At 61.6% G+C, this 21,736-nt stretch carries 19 protein-coding genes; 7 read left to right on the top strand and 12 right to left on the bottom strand.

Annotated features, from left to right (window positions below):
- Positions 1-37 precede the first annotated feature (37 nt).
- The 7 genes from ACOY6C_RS15085 to radC form a co-directional block, all read right to left on the bottom strand.
- On the bottom strand, positions 38-463 hold the full coding sequence (locus tag ACOY6C_RS15085; protein WP_420906346.1) for a c-type cytochrome: 426 nt from the start codon (positions 461-463) through the stop codon (positions 38-40).
- Positions 460-2,304, bottom strand: coding sequence for a diguanylate cyclase domain-containing protein (locus tag ACOY6C_RS15090; protein WP_420906347.1), 1,845 nt, complete (start codon positions 2,302-2,304; stop codon positions 460-462). The genes ACOY6C_RS15085 and ACOY6C_RS15090 overlap by 4 nt, the downstream gene beginning before the upstream one ends.
- Before the next feature lie 525 nt (positions 2,305-2,829).
- Positions 2,830-4,113, bottom strand: a complete 1,284-nt coding sequence (locus tag ACOY6C_RS15095; protein ID WP_420906348.1) for an FCSD flavin-binding domain-containing protein — start codon at positions 4,111-4,113, stop codon at positions 2,830-2,832.
- 23 nt (positions 4,114-4,136) lie between these two features.
- Entirely contained in the window at positions 4,137-4,844 is a 708-nt protein-coding gene (locus ACOY6C_RS15100; protein ID WP_420906349.1) for a c-type cytochrome, read from the bottom strand.
- 117 nt (positions 4,845-4,961) lie between these two features.
- Positions 4,962-5,543, bottom strand: a complete 582-nt coding sequence (locus ACOY6C_RS15105; protein ID WP_420906350.1) for a DUF302 domain-containing protein — start codon at positions 5,541-5,543, stop codon at positions 4,962-4,964.
- 481 nt (positions 5,544-6,024) lie between these two features.
- Positions 6,025-6,846 carry an ankyrin repeat domain-containing protein gene (locus ACOY6C_RS15110; RefSeq protein WP_420906351.1) on the bottom strand — a complete coding sequence of 274 codons (822 nt, stop codon included), beginning with the start codon at positions 6,844-6,846 and terminating at the stop codon, positions 6,025-6,027.
- A gap of 69 nt (positions 6,847-6,915) precedes the next feature.
- Positions 6,916-7,617, bottom strand: a complete 702-nt coding sequence (gene radC / locus ACOY6C_RS15115; RefSeq protein ID WP_420906352.1) for a RadC family protein — start codon at positions 7,615-7,617, stop codon at positions 6,916-6,918.
- Positions 7,618-7,733: 116 nt separating this feature from the next.
- Here radC and dnaB point away from each other — a divergent pair, with 116 nt between their 5' ends.
- The 3 genes from dnaB to ACOY6C_RS15130 all read left to right on the top strand — a co-directional run bounded on the left by dnaB (position 7,734) and on the right by ACOY6C_RS15130 (position 12,353).
- A complete protein-coding gene (dnaB, locus tag ACOY6C_RS15120; RefSeq protein WP_420906353.1) occupies positions 7,734-9,158 on the top strand; it encodes a replicative DNA helicase in 1,425 nt (474 codons plus the stop codon).
- 3 nt (positions 9,159-9,161) lie between these two features.
- Positions 9,162-10,307: an alanine racemase gene (gene alr, locus ACOY6C_RS15125; protein ID WP_420906354.1), complete on the top strand. Its 1,146-nt coding sequence runs from the start codon at positions 9,162-9,164 to the stop codon at positions 10,305-10,307.
- Between the two features lie 165 nt (positions 10,308-10,472).
- Positions 10,473-12,353 carry an SPOR domain-containing protein gene (locus ACOY6C_RS15130; RefSeq protein WP_420906355.1) on the top strand — a complete coding sequence of 627 codons (1,881 nt, stop codon included), beginning with the start codon at positions 10,473-10,475 and terminating at the stop codon, positions 12,351-12,353.
- 279 nt (positions 12,354-12,632) lie between these two features.
- Here the strand turns inward: ACOY6C_RS15130 and ACOY6C_RS15135 are convergent, their stop codons facing one another.
- Positions 12,633-12,887: a hypothetical protein gene (locus tag ACOY6C_RS15135; protein ID WP_420906356.1), complete on the bottom strand. Its 255-nt coding sequence runs from the start codon at positions 12,885-12,887 to the stop codon at positions 12,633-12,635.
- A 407-nt stretch (positions 12,888-13,294) separates the two neighbouring features.
- Between ACOY6C_RS15135 and ACOY6C_RS15140 the strand changes: the two genes are divergently transcribed.
- The 3 genes from ACOY6C_RS15140 (at position 13,295) to ACOY6C_RS15150 (ending at position 15,122) form a co-directional block, all read left to right on the top strand.
- Positions 13,295-13,786, top strand: a complete 492-nt coding sequence (locus tag ACOY6C_RS15140; protein WP_420906357.1) for a hypothetical protein — start codon at positions 13,295-13,297, stop codon at positions 13,784-13,786.
- Positions 13,786-14,553 carry an N-acetylmuramoyl-L-alanine amidase family protein gene (locus tag ACOY6C_RS15145; protein ID WP_420906358.1) on the top strand — a complete coding sequence of 256 codons (768 nt, stop codon included), beginning with the start codon at positions 13,786-13,788 and terminating at the stop codon, positions 14,551-14,553. Before ACOY6C_RS15140 ends, ACOY6C_RS15145 begins: the two co-directional genes overlap by 1 nt.
- A 95-nt stretch (positions 14,554-14,648) precedes the next feature.
- Positions 14,649-15,122 (top strand): CreA family protein, encoded by a 474-nt coding sequence (locus ACOY6C_RS15150; protein WP_420906359.1) that lies wholly within the window; start codon positions 14,649-14,651, stop codon positions 15,120-15,122.
- 641 nt (positions 15,123-15,763) lie between these two features.
- On the opposite strand, the gene pckA is transcribed toward ACOY6C_RS15150, so the two are convergent.
- The 4 genes from pckA to ACOY6C_RS15170 all read right to left on the bottom strand — a co-directional run bounded on the left by pckA (position 15,764) and on the right by ACOY6C_RS15170 (position 20,514).
- Positions 15,764-17,383 carry a phosphoenolpyruvate carboxykinase (ATP) gene (gene pckA / locus ACOY6C_RS15155; RefSeq protein WP_420906360.1) on the bottom strand — a complete coding sequence of 540 codons (1,620 nt, stop codon included), beginning with the start codon at positions 17,381-17,383 and terminating at the stop codon, positions 15,764-15,766.
- Between the two features lie 5 nt (positions 17,384-17,388).
- Positions 17,389-18,678, bottom strand: a complete 1,290-nt coding sequence (locus tag ACOY6C_RS15160; RefSeq protein WP_420906361.1) for a glucose-6-phosphate isomerase — start codon at positions 18,676-18,678, stop codon at positions 17,389-17,391.
- A gap of 103 nt (positions 18,679-18,781) precedes the next feature.
- Positions 18,782-19,843 (bottom strand): peptidoglycan DD-metalloendopeptidase family protein, encoded by a 1,062-nt coding sequence (locus ACOY6C_RS15165; RefSeq protein ID WP_420906362.1) that lies wholly within the window; start codon positions 19,841-19,843, stop codon positions 18,782-18,784.
- The gene (locus tag ACOY6C_RS15170) at positions 19,840-20,514 is read right to left on the bottom strand and encodes a protein-L-isoaspartate(D-aspartate) O-methyltransferase (RefSeq protein WP_420906363.1); all 675 of its coding nucleotides are present in this window, start codon (positions 20,512-20,514) and stop codon (positions 19,840-19,842) included. Before ACOY6C_RS15170 ends, ACOY6C_RS15165 begins: the two co-directional genes overlap by 4 nt.
- Before the next feature lie 309 nt (positions 20,515-20,823).
- On the opposite strand from ACOY6C_RS15170, the gene ACOY6C_RS15175 reads away from it, so the two are divergent.
- Positions 20,824-21,735: a YkgJ family cysteine cluster protein gene (locus ACOY6C_RS15175; RefSeq protein ID WP_420906364.1), complete on the top strand. Its 912-nt coding sequence runs from the start codon at positions 20,824-20,826 to the stop codon at positions 21,733-21,735.
- Position 21,736 lies beyond the last annotated feature (1 nt).

A 21,736-nucleotide genomic window follows, 5' to 3' on the forward strand; every position in this document is an offset into this window, starting at 1 on the left:
AAACAGAGCAAGGAAAAATTCCCTTTATCGCGATGCATCAACGCAGGCTCTTGAGATAGGCAATCAGGTCGCGACGGTTTTCCGCGCTTTGAATACCGTCGAAGGAGACGGGATGATCCTTGGTCTGCTTGGCCATTTGGGTTTGCGGAATGAATGCCACCGGGTTGATCAGCCAACGCTCCAGATTGGCCTCATCCCACAAAAAGGGTTTCTCTTCGGCGAACTTGCGGAAGGCCACGCTGAAGGGGAAATCGACCACGCCCGCCGGACGTCCGTGAATCTCCCACAAATAGGGGCCTTTGCCATGCTTGCGCGTTGCGGTCATGTCGTGACAGACGCCGCAATTGTTTTCGGCCAGCCGCTTGCCGACCGCCACGTCACCCGTGAAGCGCTTGTAGCCGATACCGGCCAGCAGCACCAGCAAAAGCGCCATGATAAGCGAGAGTACATGGGCGATTTTCATGAATTTTCAGCTCCCTCGGACTCCATCCGCGGATGGTACGACTGATGGTGATTCCGTCCGGCCTTCTTGACCGCATACAAGGCCATATCGGCTTTCTTCAACAACTCATCGGCGCTGTCGGCATCCGTGGGAAAGCGACTGATACCGATGCTCGCGCCGATCCGACACTCGATCCCGCGCAGATGAAACGGCGCCTGGAGGGCGGTGATGATCTTTTTGGCCACGATATCGACGATATCCGGTTTCAACGGTTCATCGCCGAGAATGATGGTGAACTCATCCCCGCCGAGACGGGCCACGACGTCGTTTTCACGCAGACTGTTCCGGATCCGTTGCGCCGATTCGATCAGCAGCAGATCGCCGATGTCATGGCCATGGGTGTCGTTGACCGCCTTGAACCGGTCCAGATCCATGAACATCACCACCGTGGTCTGGTTGTAACGTCGGCACCGGGCCAGGGTCTGTTGCAAGAATACCATGAATAGGCGCCGATTGGGCAGTCCTGTCAAGGCATCGTGATGGGCAATGCGCTCCAGCCGCTGCTCGGCGCGGATCCGTTCGCTGACATCGATGCCCGTGGCCAGGAAACTCTTCAAGCCGTCGTTGGCGTCGGTGAGAAAGGTGAGGGTCCAGGAGATGTGATGCTCCTGTCCATTCTTGCCGAACCAGCGTCCGGTGAAGGACAACGTGGCGGGATCTTCGGCGGTGAGGGTGATGATCTCCTCGACCCGTTCCTGCTCATTCGCCGGGGTCCAGGCCAGGCTCCAGAACGGCTTGCCCAGGATCTCGCTCGAACCGAGGCCGGTCAGCTCCTCGCAGGCGGCGTTGTGACGGATCACATGCCCCTTCGGATCGAGCAGCATCACCAGGGCCGAGGTGGTGTCGAGGATGGTGGCGATGAAGCAGCGCTCCTCCTGAAGGGCTTTTTCGGTGCGACGATGGCGGATGATGCCGGCCAGGGTGTTGGAGAGCGTGGCCAGCAGTGCGTCCTCTTCGGGCAGGCGCCGGTGTCCGGCGGCCACGTAGAGGTTCAACACACCGAGGAGTTGATCCTGGTAGAGAATCGGCGTGCAGTAATGGCCATGGGGTTTCATGCCCGTGAAGGTGACGGTATGTTCCACGTCGAGCTGATTCTTGAAGACGATCTCGCGCTTGAGGGCCGCCTGTCCGCACAGACACGCCCCCAGCCGCAGGGCGGCGCAGGCGGTGAGCAGATGCGGTGGCAGATTGCGATGGGCCACCAGTTCCAGTCGCTGGTTGTTGGGATTGAACAGATGGATCGATCCCTTGTACTCCACGGCCAGCCAGGGGATGGTCAGGATGATGTCCAGGGCCACGGTCAGCTGTTTTTCCAGCGGCAGAGGTTCCAGGGAGGTCTCCAGCAGCGCGCTGATCGCCAGTCGCGCTTGGATCGCCTTGAGATCCCGCGCCTGCTCCTCGGCAAGTTTCGCCTGGGCATGGATCCGCTCGATGTGGCTGCGGATGCGTGCCTTGATGATGGCGGGACGGTAGGGTTTGGCGAAGTAGTCTTCCGCGCCCAGGGACATGCCGCGCGCGACGTCATCGGCCTCGGTTCTGGTCGTGACGAAAATGACTGGAATTGTCCGGGTCGCGGGGTGCTGTTTCAGTTGCCGGCACACCTCGAAACCGTCCATATCCGGCATTATGACATCCAGCAGGATCAAATCCGGTTTGTGCGAGATGGCCTTTTCCAGGGCCGTGCGACCCTGGGTTGCCTGGATGATGTCGTAATCATCTGCGAGCAGTTCGGTCAACAGCGATAGATTGATGGGAATATCATCGACAATGAGAATTTTTTCCTTGGTGTGGCCGTCGTGCATGACGTGACCCGTTGGTTCGAGAGGGGTGATTCAAGATTTCATCATGAAAATCAATCGTCGATCCGTAACGAGTTCTTGAGTGAAATTTTTCTGGAAAAGTATCCAAGGATCCTCAACTCCTGGGTTCGGGGCAAAGCCCCGGAAACCTGGCAGGATGGTGCGAGACCCCTTTCACCTCCCGACCGTGGAACGCAGGGAGGTCCACGGTCAAATTGCCGGGGTCCAGGGGCCAATGGCCCCTGGTGGGGTTCGGGGCGAAGCCCTGAGGTTTGGCCTTTGACTTATCCTTTATTTTTGTTTTTCGCGCGCTTTTCATGACAAGGGATTTTGCGCGTTTTTTGCGAAAAATCGTGCAAGCGCGCGGTCTTATTGTGTCCTGAGTCGTTGCCGCTTTCGGGCAACGACTCAGGACGAGTTGCATGCGGCAGATAACCGCCTCATGTCAGAACCCTTGCCTGGCCACCAATGCAAGAAAAGCGGGGCTTGACGCCCCGCTTTTCGATTGCTTCCAACTGGTCGAACGACTCAGCCGAACGTGTCCGCCATGATGCTCTGATACCAGCTTTCGTTGTACAACGCTTCCTGCTTGCGAATGAAATCCTGAGCCTTGTCCGAAGAGACCCCACCGGAAACCTCGAGGATCTTGCCCGCATGCAGCTTGTACACACCAGCCACGGAGATGCCGTAATCCGGGCTGATCAGGCTGTAGCAGGTGTTGACATACGAAGGAACCCCCACCGGCTTGCCGTTGAGCAACGCCACCACGGCAGCGGCGCACACCTTGGCCTCGGAGTTGGCCGCATAGCCGGACTTGGGCAGACCGGTCGCGGCGCTCGCATCGCCGATCACATGGATGTTCTTCTGCTTGGTCGATTCGAAGGTCTCGAAATTGATCGGGCAGAACCCCTTCTCATCGGCCAGACCGGCCTTCTCGGCAATGTCACCAGCCTTGTTCGGCGGGATGACGTTGATGCACGAACTCTTGAACTCGGCCATGTCGGTGTAAACGGTCATGGTCTTGGCATCCACGCGGGTCACTTTGCCACCCTGGGCGCCGGGAACCCACTCGATCAGACTCTTGTCGGTCTCGTAGCCGTACAGATTCTTCCAACCCTGGGTGAACAGACCCATCTTGGAGAATTTGTCTTTGGGATCGAGAATGATCACCTTGGACTTGGGCTTGTTCTTCTTGAGGTAGTGGGCCACCAGACTGGCACGCTCGTAAGGACCGGGCGGGCAGCGATACGGATCCGGCGGGGCGACCATGACGAAGGGATCGCCATCCTTCAACTCCTGGAGCTGCTTGGTCAGAAGGGTGGTCTGCTCGCCGGCGATCCAGGCATGGGGCATCTTTTTCATGGCTTCGGCATCATACCCTTCCAATGCCTTGAAGCCGATACCCGGCGACATGATCAGCCGGTCATACTCGAACTTCTTGCCGCCCGCGGTGGTCACGCTCTTGCCAGCCGGATCCACGGCGGTCACTTCGTCGATCACCACCTCGATGCCATGCTTCTTGAGCCCCTCGTAGCCCCATTTCTGGACCTCGAGCTTGCGGAAGCCGGCCACCACCCAGTTGGAGAGCGGGCCGGAGTAGTAATCCTTGTTCTTTTCGATCAGGGTGACCTGAATGTTCGGATCCGCCATGCGGATGTATTTGGCCGCCACGGAACCGCCATAGCCGCCGCCCACCACCACCACCCGCTTCTTGGCGGAGGCGAAGGCAGACAGGCTCGGCACCGAAACCAGACCCAGGGCGGTGAGACCGCCGGTCAGCTTGACAAATCCTCTACGGGTGAAATTCATCATGGTCATGGTCTCCTGGGATTCGCTCATTTTTTGCCAGCGTAGAAATGGGCGGCACTCTCCAGCTCCTCGGCGGAGAGCTTATCGATGGCCTTCTGCATTTTCTCGGGCTGGGGAACGGTCAGTTGGGTATTCTTGAAATCCTGCATCTTGATCAGCAGGTAATCCACCCATTGACCGGCCACGCGCGGGGTATCCTCATCCTGGGTGACGCCATCATCCTCGTGACACTTGCCGCACTTGGCGGAATCGATCACCTTTTTGCCCTTCTTGACCTTGGCATCGTCCACCTTGGTGGCGGTCAGGGAGTTGGGGCCGCTCTTCACCGGTTCCCACTTGGCCTTGGAGAGGAAATCGGAGATGCGCTTGGTCTCTTCCTCGGTATAGCCCTTGGCGATGCGACCCATGATGGTGGAGGGACGCTTGCCGCTCTTGAACTCGGCCATCATGTGCTCGAGATACTTGGCCGGCATGCCTGCGATCGCCGGCATGCTGGGGCCAGCCGACACACCGTTGGTGCCATGGCAGCCCGCGCAGGTGTTGGCCAGCATGGCCGAATCCGCCGGCGCCGCCGCTGCGGCATCGGCCAGAGCCTTCTCCTTGGCCGCCTTTTCGGCATCCGCCGCCGAGGGGGCCGCCGGAGCCGGATCCGCCGCCATCACGGGCATGGCCAGCAGCATCCCGCCCAGCAACCCACCCGCGAGCACCAACATGTGGATTCTTTTTCGTTGCATGTCTCCCTCCGCACTGTACCGATTTTGATTGGGTCGTTTCTTTGGAAATCAAATCCCGTGACAGCCATCGATGCGCGCATCATAACGGCGTCCCGCTGTCCGATCCGAAAGGGAGGTCTAAAACTCTCCCTTGGCGGCTTGGATCATCAGATCCTTGATGACGTTGCGAACTCTCAAGGCCTCCTTTCTGAGTTCGGGTGGCAGCGTTTTGCCGCCGTGGATCATCATGTCCAGATTCATGGAATAGAGCCACAATTTCCCTTGCTTGTCGCGCACCAGGGCGATGCGACAGGGCATGAACGCAGTGTAGGCATCCTGATAGTCGGCCATCATTTTGCCCACCTTGGCGTCGCAGAACGACAGAAACTCGACGTGACGATAGGGCTGGCCGGTCACCGCCTCCACCTGCTTGTAGAAAGGCGCTTCACCGACGAAAAGAAAATCCTTGGCCGAGGCGAGGCTTTTCAACGACTCCTTGATGTCGTTCGGGGTCAGATCCGGATTTTCCACCGGCACGGACCACACCATCGCCAGACCCGGATCCAGGGTTTCGAGCAGCCGGCTGGCGAATTCGGTGTACATTCCCATGTAGCCCGGATCCATTTGGCTGAGTTTGGGTGCCAGCTTGGCATAGCCGTAGCCCCCGCCGAGCAGTGCCATCAGACCCAGAACAGCCAGAAGATTTTTGATCATTCCCATGCGCGCCCTCCGCTTTCGTATTCGGTTTGGGAGATATCCCGTGCCGCCACGATTTCGTTAAATCTGTTATAAACGCGACATAATGTCCGGAAAGAGGATGAAATGCCAGGCGGCCTTCTGTCAACCCTCTAATTTAAAATTCCTACATAGCGTTTTGATTAAATTAGAATATTATTATGTATTGATTGTGTGTTTTATTGCAGGTGCGTTCACGGGGCAAATTGTGGAAGTTGCGAGTATAAAGGCATATAAATCAAATGGTTGATAATTTATTTTTCTTGTGTTCACAAAGATATATGTAGGAATGGAATATAAAATGGAATTCGTGTAGAATCTGTTTGCCTTGATAACTCATTTATAATGTACAATTAAGGCAAAAAAAATGGCGATTCGTCTCCGCGCCGCGAGAAAGCATGATCGGCCTGGATTTGCCGTGGTGTTGAATCCAGGCCAGAAAATCCCCATTGACTGGGGTGGGTGGTCAGGTTCCGCCCCGGTTGCGCAGATAGTCCGCCATCTCCACCCGGTCATGCTCGCGGGCCACGGTCAGGGGGGAGCGACCGACCTGATCCAGGAGGTTGACGCCGGCGCCGTGGTCGAGAAGGAGTGCCGCCTCGTCGATCCGACCGCGACTGGCCGCGAAGTGGAGGGCGCTTTTGCCGAGTGTATTCCGGGAGTCCACCTCCGCGCCCTGGTCGAGCAACCGCCTGACCACCCCGACGTGACCGTGGAACACCGCGCAGTGCAAGGGCGGACCGCCATCGGCGTTGCGGGCGTCGATCTGGGCGCCCCGTTCCAGCAACAGGGTCACCATCGCCTCGTCCCCCTCCTGACTGGCCTGGAAGAGTGGGGTTTCGCCGTGACGATCCCGGGCATCGACGTCGGCCCCGGCACTGAGCAGGGTGGCCGCCACCTCCAGGTGTCCCCAGGAGGCGGCCCAGTGCAAGGGCGTTTCCCGATCCAGATCGCTGGCGTTGGGATCGGCCCCGAGGGCCAGCAGTCGCCAGGCCAGCTCGGTGAAGCCGCGCACCGCCACCCAGTGGAGCGGGGTCCATTGTTGCGGATCGGCGACGTTGACTGCGGCACCCGCATCGAGCAGCCGTCCGGCCAGTTCGACCGCCCCCTCCTGGATGGCGCGGTGCAGCGGGGTCCACCCCTCGACGTCGAGGCCGTTCAGGTCGCCCCCCTCGGCCAGCAACCGTTCGATATCCTCGGGCACCGTCCAAACCTCATCCCGCGTTTCGGCCATCCCCCCCTCCTTGTTTTTGTGTATCGCCTGCGACTGATCAATAAGGTGGTTCATCGGCCTACATAATCCGTGCATTTGAGCCGACGTGCAACCCCTGACCCCTGGGAGCGGGAACGGGATGGCTCACACCCCCAGAATTCCCTCCTGGGCCATGCTCAGGCAGCGGTCTCCGGCGGTGATCAGGTGATCCACCAGGCGGATGCCGATCGGGATCAGGGCGCTGATGAGGATCCGGGTCAGATGGCGATCCGCCGCCGAGGGGGTGACGTTGCCCGAGGGGTGGTTGTGGGCCAGGATCACCTCGACCGCCTTGTGGCGCAGCGCCGCCTCGACCACCTGCCGTGGGTGGACGTGGGCCTCGTTGACCGTGCCCCGCGCCAGCAGCGCCGGAAAGAGCAGGCGGGCGCGCTGATCCAGGCAGAGCACGTAGAACACCTCCTCGGTGCGACCGGCGGTCAGGGCGCGCACATAGGCCGCGGCCTTGGCCGGATCGTTGAGGGAGGGTTTGTCGCGCGCCTCGCGATCGATCAGATAGCGGCGCGTCAGGGGAGGGATCAGGGTCAGGAAGGCCGCGGCCACATCCCCCATGCCGGGGATGGTGGCCAGATCCGCCGGATCGGCCTCCAGCGCGGCGGAGAGTCCGCCGAAGCGGCGCAACAGCAGATGGGCCAGGGCATTGGTATCCTGTCGGGGCAGGACGTTGAACAGCAGCAGCTCGAGCACCTGGTGATCCTCGAACCCTTCCAACCCCTCTTCCAGAAAACGACGGCGCAACCGTTGCCGGTGACCGTGATGCAATCCGGAGTACACGACTTTTTTATCCATGCGTCACGCTTCCTATGCCGAATCGATCCAAGGTGATACGATGATTTCCTCCTTGATCGGATCATTCCGAGCCGTTTTGGAACGGCAATCAACCAAGCCATGCCGCGGAGCCCCCCTTGATCGACGACATCGACGTTTCAGACCAGGATCATACCGACCGACCGGAGCCGGCGGGGGTCCAGGAGGCCCCCACGCGGCGTCCGAGTTACTCCCACGAGGCGGAACAGTCGGTGCTCGGCGCGGTTCTTCTGGACAACACGGTGATGGATCAGATCACCGACATCCTGGTTCCGGAGGATTTCTACGTCGGCGCCCACCGGGTCGCCTATCAGGCGATGCTGTCGCTCCTGGATCGCGGCGATCCGGCGGATCCGGTGCTGCTCAAGCAGTATCTGGAGAAGAACAACGAGTTGAACGTGGTGGGCGGCGCTGGTTACTTTGCCCGTCTCATGGACACGGTTCCGACCACGGCCAATGTCAAGGCCTATGCCCATCTGGTGCGCGACAAGGCCACCATGCGGGCGCTGGCCCATGCCGCCTCGACCGTGGCCGACGAGGTATACCGCGACACCACCCACACCGTCGAGGAGATGCTCGATCGCGCCGAGCAGCAGATCTTCTCGGTCGGCGAGAACCGCGCCCGGCGCCGTTCCAATTATACCGAGATCAAATCCATTCTGCCGCCCATCTTCGAACGGCTCGAACGGTTGATGTCCCGACAGGATCTGGTCACCGGCGTACCGACCGGTTTCACCGATCTGGACCGGCTGCTTTCCGGCCTGCAACGCTCCGACCTGTTGATTCTGGCCGGTCGTCCGGCCATGGGCAAGACCTCGCTGGTGATGAACATGGCCGCCAACGCCGCCCTCGATCATCAGACGCCGGTGGCGGTCTTTTCGCTCGAGATGTCCAAGGAGCAACTGACCACCCGCATGCTCGCCTCGACGGCGCGGGTCGATGCCCAGGGGCTGCGCACCGGACGGATCCGCGACGAAGACTACAACAAACTGGTCCATGCCGCCCAGGATCTTTCCAGGGCGCCCCTCTTCATCGACGACTCCCCGGACCTGACCATCATGTCCCTGCGCGCCAAGGCGCGTCGTCTGAAGCGCGAACAGGGGATCCGGCTGCTGATCGTGGACTATCTCCAGCTCATGCAGGCCGACGGCGACATGGAAAACCGCGTGCAGGAGATCTCGCAGATCAGCCGCGGCCTCAAGGGGTTGGCCAAGGAGCTGGACATCCCGGTGCTGGCCCTCTCCCAGCTGTCGCGCAAGGTCGAGGAGCGTCCCAACAAACGACCGATCCTCTCGGATCTGCGCGAATCGGGCTCCATCGAGCAGGATGCCGACATCGTGCTGTTCGTCTATCGCGAGGAGGTCTACAAGGAGAACGATCCCTCCCTGGCCGGTCTGGCCGAGGTGATCATCGCCAAGCAGCGCAACGGTCCCACCGGCACCGCGCGACTCACCTTTTCCAAGCAGTTCACCCGCTTCGACAACCACGCCTCTGCGGAGTTCGTCTCCGGGCTCGGAGGGTGAGCGATGAGCGCCCATTCTCCTGGCCGTCCCACCTGGGTGGAGATCGATCTGTCCGCCATCGCCCACAACTTCGGCGTGGCCCGACGGAGCGTCGGTCCTGACTGCGCCCTCTATCCGGTGATCAAGGCCAATGCCTATGGTCTGGGGGCCGTGCCGGTGGCGCGCGCCCTGGTGGAGGCCGGCGCGGCGGGCTTCTGCGTGGCCATGGTCGAGGAGGCCATTCCCCTGCGCGCCGCCGGCATCGATCTGCCGATCGTGCTGTTGTCCGGCTTCATACCGGGACTCGAACATCAGGTGCTCGCCCTGGAGCTGGAACCGGTGGTCTTCGACCTGGAGGCGGCCCGACGTTTGAGCCGTCTGCGTGAGGCCGACGCCCCCCTGTTTCCGGTGCATGTCAAAATCGACACCGGCATGGGTCGGGTCGGCTGCGCTCCCGACGAACTGCCGGCGATGGTGGCGGCCCTGGATCAACTGCCGGGTCTCAAGCTCGACTCCGTGCTCTCCCATCTGGCGCGCGCCGACGAGGAGGCGGGAATCGAAACCACCCTCGGGCAGGCCCGTACCCTGCGCGCCGCCCTCGACGCCCTGGGACCGCGCGGCCAGGGGTTGCGCCTCTCCCTGGCCAACAGCGCCGGCCTGCTCGGCACGCCGCTGGCACGCCTCGATTGGGTCCGGCCCGGCATCGTCCTCTATGGCGCCTCCCCTTTCTATCCGCGCCGCTCCTGGCAAGACGACGGATTGCGTCCGGTGGTGCGCTGGCTGACCCATGTACTCTCGGTGCGTGACGTGCCGGCGGGAACGCCCTTGGGGTATGGTCATGAGTTCGTCACCACCCGTCCCTCCCGCATCGCCCTGCTGCCGGTGGGGTACGCCGATGGCTATGGCCGGGTGCTGAAGGGACGTGCGAAAATTTTGACGCATGGCCGTCAGGCATCCGTGGTGGGACGCATCTCCATGGATTTGACGCTGGCGGATGTCACCGACATCCCGGCCTGTCGCACCGGCAGTCGCGTGACGCTGCTGGGCGCGGATGGCGCCGGGTTCATCGGCATCGAGGAGATGGCGGGTTGGATGGAGACCATCCCTTATGAGGTTCTTTGTCGCCTGGGACCCCGCATGCCCAGGCGTCATCTTTTCAACATCGATTAAGATTCGGTTTGGTTTACGTTTTTTGATTATCTGACTCTCGTCAATTCCAAACGGCACACAATTTGCACACCCCCTTTGCACATCCCAACCGCCGTATCTGTCGATCGTCATGGATCCCAGCAACGGCATTGATTTCTTTTTATACATGAGCAAAGGAGAATCCCTGTGACTGGCGCATCCATCGAGTCGGAGACCCCGCGTCAAGAAGCCCCGCAAGCCAATGCGGACATCCTCATCAACCCCACCGAGGGTCAACGTCGCGCGGCGGCGATCCAACGTCGCAAGCGGATCGGCAAGCATCTTTCCGAGGCCCTGATCGCCGCCGTGGTGGGTGGCGTGGTCACCCTGATGGTCTGGAATCATGCCGCTCCTCCGGGCACGCAGAGTGCGGAGTCGTTGCGCTCCCTGGTGACCGCCTCCAGCGAAAAGAAGAGCGACGCCAAGAGTGACGGCGCCGCCGTGACCCGCACCGAGACTGTCATTCCAGCGGGTGCCGCCGGCATGGCCGCTGCTGCCCCCGTCGCCCCCGCCACGGCCAAGAACGATGCCGAGGCCGCGCTGCGCAAGGATCTCGCCGAGGCCATGCCGCATGCCGTGCCCCAGGCGCCGGTCGCCAAGGGTGCCGATGCCCTGTCCGCCGCCAAGATCGAGCCGATTCAAGCTCCGATCGCGCCGCTGGGCGTGGCCCTGGATGGCAAGAGGTCCGATGCCGAGATCGCCCTGGCCGCCAAGGGCTCTGCCCGTTCCGAGGAGTTGGCCGAGGATGCCATCGGTGCTGCGATGGAAGGTTCGGCGGACGATTCGTTGGATGATGGCCTCTCCGTGGAGAAGGCCAAGAGCGCCCTGAAGGGCGAAGCGGCCAAGGCGCAGATCACCGAAGTTCCGGTGATCAAGGCCAAGGGCGAGGCGCCGGCCATCGCCAAGGCGCAGCCGCTGCCGCGCATGCCGGAGCCCAAGCCGCTGGCGCACGCCGCCGAGGCCAAGACTGAAGCCAAGGCGATCCCCGCGCCGACCCTCGCGCCCAAGAGCGAGGCGAAGGCCGCGCCGCTGGCCCAGGAGGCCAATTTCCCGCGTTCCCAGGCGGATGGTTCGTTCCTGGTGACCGCCGGATCCTATTCCAATGTTCAGGGCGCGGAGCGGATCCAGAAGAAGCTGAGCGATGCGGGCATTCCGGTGCGTTTGCGCAAGAGTCAGTTGAACAATCACACGGTCCATCATCTGTTGACCGGTCCGTTCGCCACCGTGGAGCAGGCGGGTCAGGCCGTGGCGACGATCAAGGAGCGTACTGGCATCGAGGCCCGTTATGTGACGGTGGCTGAATCCCAGGCTTCCAAGGGGATCAAGAAGTCGGTGACCTCGGCCAAGCTGGCCACGGATGGCGCCACCAAGGGTGCTGCCGCCCGGACCACCGTGGCCAAGGCTCCGGCCAAGGCTCCGGCCAAGGAGACCACTGTCGCCAAGGCGGCGGTCCAGGCCCCGGCCAAGGCCACTCCGGTGACCATGGCCAAGGCTCCGGCCAAGGCTCCGGCCAAGGAGAGCGCCGTGGCCAAGGCTGCGGTCGCGACGCCGGTCAAGGCCAAGGAGAGCGCCGTCGCCAAGGCGACCGCGCCCGCTCCGGTCAAGGAGGCCACCGTGGCCAAGGCGACCGTTCCGGCTGCCGCTCCGGCGATCACCATCGCCAAGGTGGCCACGCCGGCCATCGCGCCGACCGCGCCGGCCAAGGAGAGTCCCGTCGTCGCCAAGGCTCCGGCCACCAGCGTCGCGCCGGTCAAGGAGGCCACTGCCGCCAAGGAGATCACCATTCCGCGCACCGGTGAGTTCGTGGCCCATGCCGGTTCGTTCAGCAATCCGGAGAACGCCAATCAGCTCCGTCGCCGTCTGATCGAGCGGGGCATCTCCTCCTACACCAAGGTTTCGACCATCAACGGCAAGGAGTACACCCACGTCATTCTCGGGCCCTTCCCGAATCAGCATGACGCGGATGTGAAGATGAGCACGCTGCACAAAGAGACCGGCATCGTGGCCAAGGCCATGCCGATCCACTGATGACCCTTCCCAGCCGTGGAACACCGCAATCGGGTTCCACGGCTGGGATATCGTTTGCAGACGCACCCTTTTTCCGGGTATCCGGGGCCATCGTGTCCCGGATACCCGAAGGCGTGTCAACGCCCCATTCAACCCGGATCGCCCCTTTTCATCCATGTCCCCCCTGATCATCCGTTCGGTCTGGTTGGTGAGCCTGTTGACGCTGTGCGCGGCTGCTCCGGGATGGGGCGACGAGGCGAAGACCATCACTCCGGAGAGCAAGATCACCGCCCCCGGCGGTCAGGAGAGTGGTGCGTCGTCCGGCACGACCGGATCGACCTCGGGCGTCACCCCCCCGAGCGGATCGGGGAGCACGCCGTCGGGAGTCTCGACGAGCGGCACTCCGACCACGCCTGCGACCGCGCCTGCCAGTACCGGTTCGGCGGCCTCGTCGTCCCAGGCCACGCCGCCGACCTTCGCGACGCCGCCGACCTTCGCGACGCCGCCGGTTTTCGCGACGCCGCCGGCCTTTGCGACGCCGCCGACGTTTGTCACCCCGCAGGTCAAGGGGCGGTGAGATGGCAGGGACAGGGGACCGCAAGGTCTCTGGCTTAAGTGCGGAGACGGAGTTCCGAGGTTTGGCTTTTGACTTTGGTTTTTTGGCGCGCTCTTCCAAAAGAGCGTTTTTTGCGAACAAACGCTGCGCGCTGCCTTTAAAAGCGCACGAAAGGCCAATGAAGCGTCCCAAGGACTTTTGCCCTTGGATCCCACCAGGGCCACTGACCCTTGATCCCGCCCAATATAGGGATCCTGAATCGTTGCCAATCGAGAATCATTCTTCTTTCAGCCTCCTTCACACCGTGACGCACGGCTGCAAACCGGTTACACTTCCATCTCTTACGCGGCGTGCATCCTCGAGCCAGGAAGTTCGCGCCATCGGAACCCCAAAACATCCATCCATCATGTCGCCTCCATCCCATCTCGCACGTCATGTCTGGCCGATCGTCGTGGTTCTGTCGCTGGTCTGGACCGGCACGCTCCGGGCCGCCTCTTCGGAGGGGTATCGGAACTGTCTGCTTGAGCAGGTCAAGCCGGCCCAGAGCGCTCTGGCCGCCCAATATCTCCAGCAGGCTTGCGCGCGTCGTTTTCCCGAGGCCCGACCCGACAAGGATCTGGCCATTCGTCCCGATGCCGAGGATTCGCTTTTGGCCTATGATCACTGTCTGTTCAAGCAGCTCGCTGCGGTTCAGAACGATCAGAGCGCCCAGTGGATGGAGCAGTTCTGTCACGATCAGCACCATCCCGGCACGATCAAGGCCGGGGGAAAACCGGTTCCCATGCTCAACTTGTTGAACATTCTCGTCGGCGCCCCGACCAAACAATCGACGCAGGATGCGCCGCACATCGACGGTGACGGGTTTGTCCCGTTGCAGCCCGCCCAGGCTGGCCGCTGATGGTTTCGTTTCTGTCGTATGGGCGCGGGCCGTATTTCTGGATCTTCGGGGCGATTTTTCTGATCTCCCTGGGGTTTGATTTTGATCTCATGGCGGGTGTTTGCGACTGCAAGGTGGCTGTGGATGTGGGGCATGCCACCTTCGCGCCGGGGGCTACCAGTGCCCGCGGCAAGCCGGAGTACGAGTTCAATCTGGCCATGGGCACTCTGATTCATGAGGAGCTGCTCAAATCCGGCATGACCCGCAGTTTCGCGATCATCGAACCGCCCACTCTGAAGGATCGGGTGCGCATCGCCGAGGAGAAGCAGGCCGATCTGCTGGTGTCGGTCCATCACGACTCGGTGCAGCCTTTTTTTCTGCGCGACTGGGTTTACAACAACAAGCACCTGAAATATTCCGACGCCTTCCAGGGTTATTCGATTCTGGTTTCCACCAAGGGATTTCAGTACTCCAACAGTCTGGAGTTGGCCAAGATGATCGGCAGGCGTTTTCGTGCCGCCGGTTTTCTGCCTGCCTATCACCACTCCAAGAACGTGCTTGGCGGGCGGCACAACATGATCGACGAGGAGCTTGGCATCTACCAGTTCGACAACCTGGTGGTGTTGAAATATTCGGTGATGCCGGCCATTCTGATCGAATTCGGCGTGATCGTGCATCGGGAGGAGGAGTTGCGGTTGCAAGAACCGGAGACTCGCGCCAAACTGGTACGCGGTGTGGTGGATGGCATTGAGGAGTTCAACGTCCGTTTCTGTCTGCCACGCGATTGATTGATATCTTGGTTCCCACCAGGACTCCGTAGGGATCCTGAATCGTTACGGGTTACTCAGGATATTCCCACCTTTTTTGATTTGAGGAGATCGCCATGACGTTGCGCAAAGTGGTGAGTTTGGCCATGTTGATGGGTATTTGTCTGTTGCCCGGTCGTTCCCAGGCCGAGGAGATTGGCACTGTGGACACGGTTTTCAAGTTGCTCGGACCGGACAGCAAGATTGTGATCGAGGCTTTCGACGATCCCAAGGTGGATGGTGTGGCCTGTCATTTGAGTCGTGCCAAGAAGGGTGGCATTTCGGGTGGTTTGGGTTTGGCCGAGGACACTTCCGATGCGTCGATCGCCTGTCGTCAGGTGGGACCGATCAACATCAAGGGGGAGTTGAAGGATGGGGAGTCGGTTTTTTCCAAGAGCACCTCGATTCTTTTCAAAAAGATGCAGGTGGTCCGTTTTTTTGACAAGAAACGCAACACGTTGGTCTATCTGGTTTATTCGGACAGGTTGATCGAGGGCTCGCCGAAGAATTCGATCTCTTCGGTGCCGATGATGCCGTGGCGCAAGGAGTAGTGGTGGGACGGGGCGGTGGGAACGGGCGAAACAGGCTCCGGCGGTGGGAACAGGCTCCGGCGGTGGAAACAGGCTCCTGTCACCACGGGGGACGGGGGGCGATTATCGCCCCCGGCGGGGGCGGGGCAGCGCCCCGCGACTTTGACGTTTGTGACGTTGCTTTTCGCGCGCTCTTCACGATAAGCCATTTTTCGCGTTTTTTGCGAAAAATGGCGCAAGCGCGCGGTCTCATGTGCCCTGCTTCGTTGCCGTTTTTGGGCAACGAAGCAGGGCGAATCGCGCACGGGAAATGAGTCACCTCGGGCGGTTTGTTGGTCAGCTCAGTCGCCGCCCACCGGCGGCTTGGTTTCTGGCCATGTTCTTGGGATCGTTTCGCCAAAGGCGCGAAACGATCCCAAGGCCAAGGCAGCGCGCAGGCGATTTTCACAAAAAACGTGAAAATCGCCTTTTTTGTAGAGCGCGCTAAAAGACAAAGACAAGACCAGGAAGAGTCAAAGGCAAAACCTCGGAGGCGCTGCCTCCGAACCTCCGCCGGGGACCTTCGGCCCCCGGTCCCCCGCAACAGTTTTTCGGCCCCCCGGTCCCCCGCAACAATTTCACCGGGAACCTTCGGCCCCTTCCCACCTTCCCACCCTCCACCTTCAACCCAGAACCGGCCCACCCGACAAAATCCGACTCGATACCCGCTCCGCGAACTTCTCGGAGAAATTGGCCACGAAACGATCCGCCAACTCCCGCGCCTGCCGGTCGTAACGCTCCGGATCCTTCCAGGTGGAACGGGGATTCAAATGACGGGTATCAACATGCAAAACCTCCATCGGCACTTCAAACCCAAATACCGGATCCACACGGGTTTTGGCCAAATCCAGATCCCCATCGAAAATACGATCGATGATGGCACGGGTCTCCTGAATCGGCATGCGGAACCCCTCGCCATACGGCCCACCAGTCCACCCGGTGTTGATCAGCCAACACTTGGCCTGGGTCTCGATCAGCTTCTTGCCCAAAAGATCGGCATAAAAAACCGGATCGAGTACCATGAACGGCTCGCCGAAACAGGCCGAAAAGGTGGCCTTGGGCTCGGTGATGCCACGCTCGGTGCCGGCGAGCTTGGCAGTGTAGCCGGAAAGAAAATGATACATGGCCTGCTCGACGGTCAGCCTGGCCACCGGCGGCATGATGCCAAAGGCATCGGCGGTCAGAAGAATCACATGCGCCGGCTGCTTGGCCTTGCCGCTGATCTGGATTTTGGGCAAGGAGGCAAGCGGGTAGGCGGCACGGGTGTTCTCGGTCAGGGAGTCGTCATCCAGATCCGCACGCCGACTGGTGGGATCAAGCACCACATTTTCCAACACAGTGCCAAACTTGCGCGTACACTCCCAGATGTCCGGCTCGGCCTGGGGATGCAGCCGGATCACCTTGGCATAACACCCCCCCTCGAGATTGAATACCCCGTGCTCGGACCAGCCGTGCTCGTCGTCCCCGATCATGCGCCGCCGCGGATCGGTGGAAAGGGTGGTCTTGCCGGTGCCCGACAGCCCGAAAAAGATCGCCACGTCATCCTGTTCGCCGACGTTGGCACTACAGTGCATGGACAACACCCCCTGCAAGGGCAACAGATAGTTCATCAGCGAGAAGACCACCTTCTTGTTCTCGCCGGCATAGGCCGTGCCACCGATGAGCGCTTCCCGACGCCCCAGATGAAGCAGGATGAAAGCCTCGGAATGGGTGCCATCCACCTGGGGATCGGCCTGGAACCCACCGGCGTTGATCAGGGTGAAATCAGGCAGGGCCACCAACTCCTTGGGCAGTTCCGGATGGATGAAGAGGTTGCGGGCGAAAAGCGATTGCCAGGCCGAGGTGGTGATCACCCGCACGCGGCGCTGATAGCGGGCATCGGCACCGACACGACAATCCTGGACAAAAAGCTCCCGATCCTTGAGATGCGCCATGACACGGGCACGGAGTGCATTGTATCGCTCCTCCGGGAAAGGACGGTTGACCGCGCCCCAGGCGACCCGATCGCGGCTGGAAGGCTCATCGACGATGAATTTGTCGTTGGCCGAACGACCGGTATACTGGCCGGTCTCCACGACCAGGGCGCCACCTTGGGCGATGTGGCCCTCGTTGCGATGAATGGCGCACTCGTACAGAATGGCCGTGGGCAGATCAACATGCATGCTGCCGGTGTGCTCGAAACCTTGATCGCGCAGTTGCGCGCGCACCGCGTCGATGCGCTGCTGTTGGGTCAATGGGTACATGATCTCTACTCCTTGAGAAGTGTGCCGGGTGTCGAGGCTTCCAGGCGGGAGCGGGTACGCTTTTTGCCATCCTCAACGGCGGGTTGATCGAATGGGGTGACCCCCAGACAGGCCGCAACCAACGCGGTTTCCATCTCCAATAAAAGCAACAGCTCGCCCAGGGCGAACGGATCGCGACACGAGAGCCGGAACTCCCGCAACGGCGCGCCGCGATTGAGCAGCGCATCGCGGGTGCCGAGATATTCGGCGGTGAACAGCTCGCCAACCGACCGTCCCGCCAGGGGGGCGATGGCCGGAAGGGCCGCAAACGGACCCGCATCGATCGCCCGACCCATGCCTGCCAGCATGGGATCGAACAGCAGGGTGAACTGCTTGTCCTCCGGGCCGTCCAGATAGAGTTGCAACTGCGAATGCTGATCCACCACGCCGCGCGCCTCGACCGGGGTCAAGCCCTGTTTGCGGCCTTGGGGATCGATTTTGCCGAGGCTCTCGGCCCAGAGTTGCCGAAACCAGGTGGCGATGGTCTCCAGACGGGATCCATAGGTGAGAAGCACGCTCATGTTGCGTCCCGCCTCGGCCATGGCGGCCTGGGCAAGGGCGTGGCGCAGGGCAGGATTGGCGACTGGATCCGGGAGCAGACACCGCTCGGCCATGCTCCGCGCGCCGGCCACCAGGGCGTCGATGTCGATGCCGGCAAAGGCCGCAGGCAGCAATCCGGTCACCGACAACACCGAAAAACGCCCCCCCACGGCGGCATGCGGGATGATCGGCACCCCGAGGGTGGCGGCGATGGCGCCCAGGGCGCTGGCGGGATTCTCGGTGATCACGGCCAGATGGTCCGCCAGGGCCGCACGTCCGACATGAGCCTCGAGCACCGGCAACACGGTCAGCAGTTGCGCCAGGGTTTCCGGGGTCTCCCCGGATTTGCTCACCGCCAGAAGACGGGTGGTCTGCCAGTCCTGTTCATAGAGCGCGGCCAACTGCTCCGGACAGATGTTCTCGAAAAAGGTGACGCCGTTTCCGGGTCCTGCCAGGGTGCTCACCAGCATGTTGCCGCCCAGCGAACTGCCGCCGATGCCGAGAACCACCAGCCGTTCGGCCTGTGCCCGGAAACGGTCGGCCCAAAGCCGGGAGGTCCGCGGTTCGGCGTCGGTGATGAGCAGTTGCAGGAAGGGTGGACGTTGCTCCGGATGGGCGCGCCAGAGGGTCAGCGTATCGAGCAGACCGGGCGGACAGTCACGGTGCCGGATGAAGGTGTGGGGGCGAATGTCGAGTGAGAAGGGATGATGGGTCACGGTGAGATCGCATCCTACGATGATGTTGCTATATCCATGGAACCGAATGGGAGAAACGGATGATCGCCCTGGATCGGGTGAATGAATCGCGCCGATGGCGCCATCAATCCCGTTTGGGGAGATACTCTAAGGGATTTTGCGGCTCAATGCTACGTCGGATTTCAAAATGGAGACGAGGCGAGACGGTCACGCCCGATTGACCGGCCAGGGCGATGGTTTCGCCGGCGCGCACCGACTGTCCCTGCTTGACCAGAATCTTCTGCACATGGGCGTAGGTGGTCATGAAGGCGCCGCCATGCCGCAACAACACCATGTTGCCATAGGTGGCCAATCCCTGATCCGCGTAGGCGACCACCCCGTCGGCGGCGGCCATCACCGGATCGCCCGGATTGGCGGCGATGTCGATGCCGGTGTTGCGGCGCGCGCCGAACTGTCCGAAACGGCTGATGATCCGGCCTGAATGGGGCCAGACCCACCGGGCCGGTGGATTGGGCGAGAGGTTTTTCTGGGCGCCATCGCTCTCCGGAGCGGCGTCGCGCGCGGAGGGCAGATCCGGAAAGGCCGGTTTCTCGCGTATGGCCAGGGCAGGGGGTGGAATGCGCGCGGAGGGGGATTCCGCGGCTTTGGGGATGGCGTTGGTGGGGGTGTCGGCGCTTTTCGGGACGGCGTTGGTGGGCGCGTTGGCTTCGGCGTCCACGGGTCTGTCCGGCGCGTCGGCGGGCTTGGGCGCTGCGCCGATGGCGTCGGGTTTGGTGGGGAGGGGGGGCTTTTCGTATTCCGAGGTTTTGCGCGCATCGTCGTTGGGGTTGGGCGCGACGACCCGCAGCCGTTGTCCAACCTGGAGCTTCTGCCATTTCGAAAGGCCGTTCCAGGCGGCCAGGGTCGCCACATCCACCTTGTGGGCGGCGGCGATCGACCAGAGGGTCTCCTTGGGTTTGACGATGTAGAATCGATCCGGGTCGGATTTTCCAACGGGCCTGGCGGGTGCGATCTCCTCTTTCTGGGGCAGGGGCGGACCCTGTTCGATGCGCACCGGCGTGGAATCGGTGGCCGGGGGCAGGGCGCCGGTGCCGGTACAGCCGCCGATCCACAACGAAAACAACAGCATTCCGACCGCGCGCGCGGTGTTGATGTCCGCGAGACGGTGCCGGAATTCGTGCCTCATGACCGGGCTTCCTTCCACCCCTGCGCGCCGACCAGAGGGACGAAACGGCATGGTTCCAGGGTTTCGCGATGCAGGCTGCCATCGGCTTCGCGTCGGATGCGGACCAGGGTCTGGACGGTCAGGGTCCCCTCGGGGGCCACCAGCAGACCAAAGGGGGCCAGTTGACGGATCACGTTTTCCGGGGTGACCGGGGTGCCGGCGGTGATGATCACCCGGTCGAAGCGACGTTCCTCGGGCCAGCCGAGGGTGCCATCCCCCTGACGGCAAACCACGTTGTGATAGCCCAGACGTCGCAGTCGCTTGCGCGCCGAATCGGCAAGCGCCGGGAGACGTTCGATGGTATAGACTTTGTGACAGAGCCTGGCGAGAATCGCGGTCTGATAGCCCGAGCCGGTGCCGATTTCGAGGATCTCTTCGCGTCCGTCGAGCATCAGGGCCTGGCTCATGCGTGCCACGGTGTAGGGTTGGGAGAGGGTTTGGCCGTCGCCGATCGGCAGGTTTTCGTCGCCGTAGGCACGACTGGCCAACGCCTCCTCGACGAACAGGTGACGCAGCGTGTCGCGCATCACCGCCAGAACGCGCGGATCGTCGATTCCCTGTTTTTCCAGCAGTTCGCGCACCATGCGATCCCGCGCTCGGGCGGAGATCATGCCGTGTTCCGGGGTTTTCATGGGCTGACGGGGGATCCGTGGGGTAAGAGAGTCGTCATGATTCCCCCAAGGATACGGGCCGGGTGCGGGTGTGTCAACGCACGGACGAGAATTAATGAATGTGACAAGTGCGCATGGGTGTGGAACCGGGCGCCGGGATTGCCGTGATCCGGGAATGATCCGAAACGTGTCTTGAATGGTCAAAGCGCGCGGATTCACGCTTGGAACGTTGCCCTGGACCCCTGGGTAGGCGATAATTGCTTGGCATCAATGGACCGGGAGATCCCGAAACGTTATCAAAACTTCCAGATTGGATTCCGACCACCACCCATGAGCGACCCAACCGACTCCTCCTTTTCGCACGCCGAGCGCGATCACGCCTTGCAATTCGATCCGGTGATGCGCGACATCCCGCGCGAAGTGCGCAACATCCTGCAACCGGTCCGTTTGGAAGGGGAGAGCCATTTTCAGTTCCGCTGCCATCCGGGCGTGGCCTGTTTCAATGCCTGCTGCGCCAACATCGAGATCGTCCTCACCCCTTACGACATCCTGCGTCTGCGGCGTCGCCTGAACATCACCGCCGAGACCTTCCTTTATGAGTATGCCTCTCCCTATACCCTCGCCAAGGGACAACTCCCCGTGCCGTTGATCCGCATGGACGAGGAGACCGGCAAATGTCCCTTCAACACGCCGGAGGGGTGTTCGGTCTACTCGGATCGGCCCGTGGCCTGCCGTTACTATCCCATCGGTCTGGCGCTGATGCGACCGGATACCGCCAACGCCAACGAGGAGTTCTTCTATCTGGTCAAGGAGTCCTACTGTCTGGGGCATCAGGAGACCACCTCCTGGACCATCGACTCCTGGCGCAAGGATCAGGGTTCGGACGGCTACGACGCGCGCAACAAGGGATGGATGGAACTGATTCTCAAGCGCCGTTCGGCAGGGGATGAGGTGCGCACCTCCATGCAGCTCTCCGAATTTTTCTACATGGCCAGCACCGATACCGAGGAGTTTCGTCGGTTTCTCTTCCAGTCGAGTTTTCTGGAGCGGTTCGACGTTCCGGAGGAGACCATCGAGCGGTTGCGCACCGATGACGAGGCGCTGCTTGATTTCGCCTTTGACTGGCTCAAGACGGTTCTGTTTGGCGACAAGAAGGTGGCGGTGCGTCCCGAGGCTCTCAAGCGCAAGGCCGAGCGTCGGGCGGCTGCTGCCGAGACGGAATCGGATCCGGAGGCAACCTGAC

It is taken from the genome of Candidatus Magnetaquiglobus chichijimensis, from assembly GCF_045865675.1.
In the GTDB taxonomy this organism is placed as follows: Bacteria; Pseudomonadota; Magnetococcia; order Magnetococcales; family Magnetaquicoccaceae; genus Magnetaquiglobus; species Magnetaquiglobus chichijimensis.